Origin of the sequence: Nitrospirillum amazonense (assembly GCF_007828045.1) — a bacterium.
Taxonomy (GTDB): Bacteria; Pseudomonadota; Alphaproteobacteria; order Azospirillales; family Azospirillaceae; genus Nitrospirillum; species Nitrospirillum amazonense_C.
In genome coordinates this window covers 44282-50501 of the sequence record NZ_VITN01000033.1, presented here as the reverse complement: position 1 = coordinate 50501, position 6220 = coordinate 44282, and the positions used below count along the sequence as shown (strand labels likewise).

The following is a 6220-nucleotide window of genomic DNA, read 5'->3' as shown; positions in this document are numbered from 1 at the left end:
CCGCGCACAAAGGCCGGACACATGACCGCTTTCAACCCAAACAAAATCTTACGCCAACACCTTGTTTCGGCGGGGCCGTCCACACATGGTATAAGACCAGCGCCGCTGGATCGGCTTCCTGGGCGCCCGCGCCAACGCCAACTACGGCGTGGAGTAGTACCTGGGCAAGGTGACGGTGGGCTACGACCTGCCGCTGGCCGGCACCCTGACGCTGACGCCGCAGTATGCCACCGACCTGGGCCGCCTGGCGCCGGACCTGCGTCTGGCCTGGGTGCATGACTACCTGAACGGGCCCATCGCGAGTCTGAGCCGGCAGCATCCCGCATCCGAAGCGATCAGCCGCTAATGCGCTGCAAGCGCCAGAACACGCGCGGCCAGGCTGTCCACAAGCGCGCGGGCATTCCGTTTCCCCATGGTCCGGCCGCAATATTCCAGCCGCAACACCAGCGTGGCGCGAGGAACCACTACCAAGGCCAAGGGATAGCTGAGGCGACCGCGGTTGCTGACGTCGCTAAAACGCACGTCTCCCCGCACCTCATGACGCAAGGCCTCGTCCACCGGATAGTTCTCGAATACCAACGTGCTGTCGAAGGGGGCGTTTGCCGGGTCGTTCCACGATTGCAGATGGGGCGGCGGTGCGTGCTCGAACTGGCGCAGGCGCAGGTTCTGCTCGAACAGCCGGCGCAGGGCGGTACCCCTGTCCTCCCCAGCCGCCAGGGCGTGGACCACGGGCAGCGTGCCCGCCAGCAGGCCCATGACGCTGTCGATGTCGGGCATGTCCAGGCTGCGGCCCGACATGGTGGCGCCGAAGGCCACCGTGGCCTGGCCGGTTACCTCGGACAGCACCTGCAGCCAGCCCGCCTGCACCAGGGTGTTCAGGGTCACCCGTTCCCCCGCCGCCACGGCATTCAGGCGGCGCACGGCGTTCTCGTCCAACTCATATTCCACGGCGCCATCGGTTTCCGCCGGGGCCGGCGGCGCCAGATGGTCGCGCACCCGGGTGGGGGCGGGCAGGCTCGCCAGTTCCGTCCGCCAAAAGGCGTCGGCAGCGCCCTTGTCCTGGCGCCGCTTCCAGGCGGCCACATCGCGTAGCCGGCCAGTAGGCGGTAGCGGCGTTTCGCCATCGTACAGGCGCAGGATGTCACCCAGCAGGCGGGACATGCTCCATCCGTCCAGCAGGGCATGGTGCCAGGTCCAGAGGAAGCGGTACTGCCTGTCGCCCGTCCGTGCCAGGGTCAGGCGCATCAGCGGCGCCCGTTCCAGCACGAAGCCCCGGCGCCATTCCGCGTCCCGGTGTCTGTTCCAGGCAGCGTCGATGTCGGCCTCGCCCCGCCAGTCCAGGTACTGGACATCCAACTCCACCGCCCGGCGCACGACCAGCACCGGGTCGTCGCCGCCTGGCCAGGCGAAGCCGGCCCGCAGGATGTCGCAGCGCTCTGTCATGGCCGCCCACGCGGCCGCCATGCGCGCGGGGTCCAGGCCGTCGATCAGGGCCCAGACCTGCACCCCATAGGCGTCGCTGTCCGGGTGCAGACGGCGATGCCGGGCCATGCCGGCTTGCAGCGGCGTGGCGGGCAGGATGTCGGCGATGTCGGGCGTCGGCACGGGCAGGGTGTCCAATTGCGCCTGGGTCAGCCCCACCAGGGGGAAGTCCGATGGCGTCGCCTGGCCCGGAACCGTGGCGAGGCAGTGCCGGACGACGCTGGCCAGCGCGTCCTCGTAGGCGGCCAGGAAAGCGGCGGCCGTGTCCTCGCGGAACAGGGCGGCGCTGTGGCGCACATATAGGGCCAGTACGCCATCCAGCACCTGCCCGTCCACCGACAGCAGGGCGCCGAGGGGCGCGTCGGGGTCGGTGCCGGCGCCACAATCCTCCGGTGCCGCACGCCAGGGGCCGTCGCGCAGCGCGCCGTCGAACTGGCCCAGATAGTTGAAGGACAGCGACACCGGCGCCGCCAGCGCGTCGCGTGTCACCGCGTCCGGGGCCAGATGGCGCAGAAGGCCGAAGCCGATGCCGCCCTCCGGTATGGCGCGCAGGGTTTCCTTCACCTGGCGGATGGTGGCGTCCCAGCCGCCGGTGGTCTCCAGGCGCACGGGATAGACGCTGGTGAACCAGCCCACCGTGCGCTCCAGATCCAACTCAGGGAATAGCGGTTCGCGCCCATGCCCCTCCAGGTGGACGGTGATGGCGGGGCGTTTCCAGGTGCGGCGCACGGCTTCCGCCAAGGCGGCCAGCAGCAGCACGTCGACGCGGGTGCGATAGGCGGCGGGTGCGGTGGTCAGCAGGGCCTGGGTGGTGGCGGTGTCCAGCCGCAGGGTGCGCGTGACGGCGTGGCGCCGGGTATTGGGGGCGCCCGGCCGATCCGCCGGCAGGGGGGGCGTGTCCAGGGCCGCCCGCCAGCGGGGCAGTTGCGCCAAGGTGGCCGGCGCCCCGGCGAGCCCGGCCAGTCGCCCGGCCCACAGGGCATAGGGGGTGGTACGGCCAGGCAGGGCGCGGTCTTGGCAGGGGCCGGTGGTCAGCGCGCGCAGATCGTCCAGCAGCACCCGCCAGGACACCCCGTCCACCACCAGATGGTGGGCCACCAGGAACAGACGCTGGCCACCGTCGGGCAGTCGGATCAGGCGGGCGCGCATCAGCGGGCCGTGCGCCAGGTCCAGACCGTCCTGGGCTTCATCGCACAGGCGGGTGATGTCGGCCGTCGTCTCCGCTGCCACCTCATCCAATGGGATGACGGCTTGGGCCGCATGGCTTTGCCACCATGCGCCGCCGGCGTCCTGATGGAAGCGCAGCCTCAGCGCGTCGTGGTGGCGGCCCAGCACGGTCAGGGCGCCGGCCAAGGCCTCCGCGTCCAGCGGCCGGTCGCTGGCCAGCAGGATCGACTGGTTCCAGCGCTGGCGCCGGGGGATGGGCTGGCTGAAGAACCAGGACTGGATGGGGGTAAGGGGGGACGGGCCGTCCGGCACCGGCAGGTCTGGGGCGGCGCTCCCCTTCTCCTCCACCACCGGGGCCAAGGCGGCGATGGTCTGCCGGTCGAACAGCTGTTTGGGCGTGAAGCGCAGGCCTTGCGCGCGGGCGCGGGCCACGATCTGCAGGGCCAGGATGGAATCGCCACCGATCTCGAAGAAGTTATCGGTCACACCCACGCTCGCCTGGCCCAGCGTCTCCGCCCACAGCCGGGCCAGAGCGGCCTCGCATGCGTCACGGGGGGGCACCTGACCGTCCGCCTCCCACCGCGGGGCGGGCAGGGCGGCGCGATCCAGCTTGCCCGCAGTGGTCACGGGCAGGGCGGGAAGCAGCATCAGGCGCGCCGGCACCATGTGGGCGGGTAGTACCTCGGCCAGCCGGGCGGTGAGGGACGCCACGTCCACCGTGGTGCCGTCGGCGGGCACCACATAGCCTACCAGGCGGGTGATGCCGCCCGTCTCGTCCGCCACCACCACGGCCTGGTGGACACCGGCTTGCGCGATCAGTTGCGCCTCAATCTCCCCCGGTTCCACGCGGAAGCCCCGTACCTTCACTTGGGTATCGCGTCGGCCCAGATATTCCACCGTGCCGTCCTCGCGCCAGCGCGCCAGGTCACCGGTGCGGTACAACCGGGCGCCGGGGTCCCCGAAGGGGTCCGGGATGAAGCGGGCGGCGGTGGCCGCCGGCTGGCCGACATAGCCCCGGGCCAGGCCACTGCCACCGATCCACAGCTCCCCCGTCACGCCCACGGGCACCGGGCGCAGGTCGCCGTCCAGGATGTGGGCGCTGCGGTCGCCAACCGGCCGGCCAATGGGGACATAGGGGGTGTCCGGCAAGGTGGCGCCGTCGCTTTTCCACACCAGCGGGGTCACCACCGCTTCCGTGGGGCCGTAACCGTTGATGGCCCGGCGGGGGCGTAGGGCGGCGAACAGCCGCTGCAGCCCCATGCGCGGCATGGCTTCACCCCCGAAGGAATAGAGGTGGACGGGGGGCGGATCGCCCTGCGTCTCCGCCCAGGCCGCCAGCTGCTGCAGGTACTTGGGCGGGAAGCCGGCATGGGTCACGCCATGGCGGCGGATGGCCTCATAGGTCTGTTCCGCCGTCCACAGGCTGTCGTCGCGCAGCACCAGGCTGCCGCCCTGGGTCAGGGCGGTCATCCAGCGCTCCTGCGCGCCATCGAAGGTGAAGGACAGGAAGTGCAGCTCACGGCTGCCCGCCGTCATGTCATAGAGGGCGGCGGTGGCCACACAGTGCATGGCCAGCGCCCCATGCTCCACCGCCACGCCCTTGGGCACGCCAGTGGAGCCGGAGGTGTGGATGATGTAGGCCAGGCTGCGCGGATGGGGTGTCACCCCCGGGTCGCTGTCGTCCAACCCCGCCGTGCCGTCATCCGGGCCGGCCAGCATGGGCAAGCCGTCCAGGGGGGCGCCCACCATCAGCGACAGGTTGGCGCCCCTGCGGATGGCGCGCAGCCGTTCCGGCGGATAGTCCGGGTCCAAGGGCACGAAGGCGGCGCCCGATTTCATCACCGCCAATAGGGTGACGATCAGGTCCGGCGTGCGGTTGAGGCAGACGCCCACCCGCGCCTCCGGGCCGGCGCCCAGGGCACGAAGGCGGCGGGCCAGGCGGTTGGCGCGGCGGTTCAGGGCGCCGAAGGTCAGCACGCTGTCGCCGAACAGCACGGCGGGCGCGTCCGGCCGGGTGACAGCGTGGCGGGCGATCAGCAGCGGCACGGCCGGCGGTGGCGGCAGGGCCCAGGCCGGGTCGCGATGCCAGGCGGTGATGGCCGCCACCTCGGCGGGGGTGCGGGGATCAAGGCTGGCGATGGGACGGTCGGGGGCGGCGACGGCTTGCGCCAGCAGCGCCCGCCACCGCTCCACCATGCCCTGGGCGGACTCAGGGCCCAACAAACCGGTGCGATAGGCCAGCCGGCCGAGGATGCCGCCGTCCGCCCGTTCCACGCTGCCCAGCGCCAGGTCGAACTTGGCGGTGCGCACTGGCAGGGGCAGGGATTCCACCGCCAGCCCGTCCATGGCCAGGGCACCCAGTGGCGCCGGCGCATGGTCGAACATCACCTGCACCAGCGGCTGGCACTCCTGCGCGGGCGCCAGGGCGGCGATGTCCTCCAGCGGCAAATCCTGATGGTCCAGCGCCGCCGCCACCTCCGCCGCCGCCTGGGCCATCAGGGTGGTGAAGCCGCCGCGACCGTCCAGGCGCAGGCGCAGGGGCAGGGTGTTCACGAAACAGCCGATCAGGCCTTCCGCCTCGCGTTGGCGGCGGCCGGCAGCGGGGATGCCGATGATCAGGTCATCCTGCCCCGTCAGGCGGGACAGCAGGATGGCGTAGGCCGCCAGCAAGGCGGTGAACAGAGTGTGCCCACCGTCGCGCGCCAGGCATCGCAGATCATGGGTCAGGGCCGGCGGGAGGGCCACGGCGCATTCGGCACCGGCTTGGGATGTGTCTGTTGCCGTCGTGCGGTCGCCATCCGCCGGCAAGGCCAGGGGCGGGGGCGCATCCGCCATTCGGGCGCGCCAATGGTCCCGCTGCCGGTCGGCCTCACCGCCATCCAGCCAAGCCGCCTGCCAGGCAACGGCATCGGCGTACTGCACGGCCTGAGCGGCCGCTTGGGGCTCACCCCGCCGTGCCGCTGCGTAGCCCGCCGCCAGATCCGCCAGGGCCAGCGGCAGGGAGGCGCCATCGGCGGCGATGTGGTGCAGGGCCACCACCAGCCAATGCTCATCCGCCGCCAGCCTCAGCAACTTGGCCCGCAACGGTGCCTCGGCGGCCAAATCGAACGGTTGGGCGACGAAGTCCTCGGCCACCGCGCGGGCCGTCGTTTCGGCATCCGGCCGGTTGCTGAGGTCGCTATGGTCCATGGCGATGGGGCCGGGGGGCTGTACGTGGGGATGGGCGCCGCCCGCGCCATCGGGCCGGTAGACGGTGCGCAGGATGGCGTGCCGGGCCGCCAGACCGTCCAGCGCCGCCCGCAGGGCCGCGATGTCCAGCGTGCCGCGTAGGCGGAATACCCCCGGCATGGTGTAGGCGGCGGACGCGGGGTCCAACTGGGCCTGGGTCCACAGCCGCCGTTGCGCCGGCGACAGCACGGGTACCGCATCCGGCGCCCGCGGCGGGATGGGCAGGCGGGTGAAGGGCAGCCCCCGGGCGGCCAGCGCCTCCAGGAAGCCGCGTCGTTTTTCCGGCGGCAGTTGGGTGAAGCGCTGGGCGATGTCCAAGGTCGTCTGGGCCATGGGCGGGACC

At 71.9% G+C, this 6220-nt stretch carries 2 protein-coding genes; one reads left to right on the top strand and one right to left on the bottom strand.

Translation table 11 applies throughout. The features are described from left to right. Positions 1–169 precede the first annotated feature (169 nt). The gene (locus FBZ89_RS31775) at positions 170–346 is read left to right on the top strand and encodes a hypothetical protein (protein WP_246172850.1); all 177 of its coding nucleotides are present in this window, start codon (positions 170–172) and stop codon (positions 344–346) included. Here FBZ89_RS31775 and FBZ89_RS28485 read toward each other — a convergent pair. After that, positions 343–6210 carry a non-ribosomal peptide synthetase gene (locus tag FBZ89_RS28485; protein ID WP_145754268.1) on the bottom strand — a complete coding sequence of 1956 codons (5868 nt, stop codon included), beginning with the start codon at positions 6208–6210 and terminating at the stop codon, positions 343–345. The genes FBZ89_RS31775 and FBZ89_RS28485 overlap by 4 nt on opposite strands. Between the last annotated feature and the right edge of the window lie 10 nt (positions 6211–6220).

Coding starts and splice junctions, on each gene's coding strand:
- FBZ89_RS28485 (WP_145754268.1), bottom strand. CDS start 6,210: ATGGCCCAGACGACCTTGGACATCGCCCAGCGCTTCACCCAACTGCCG.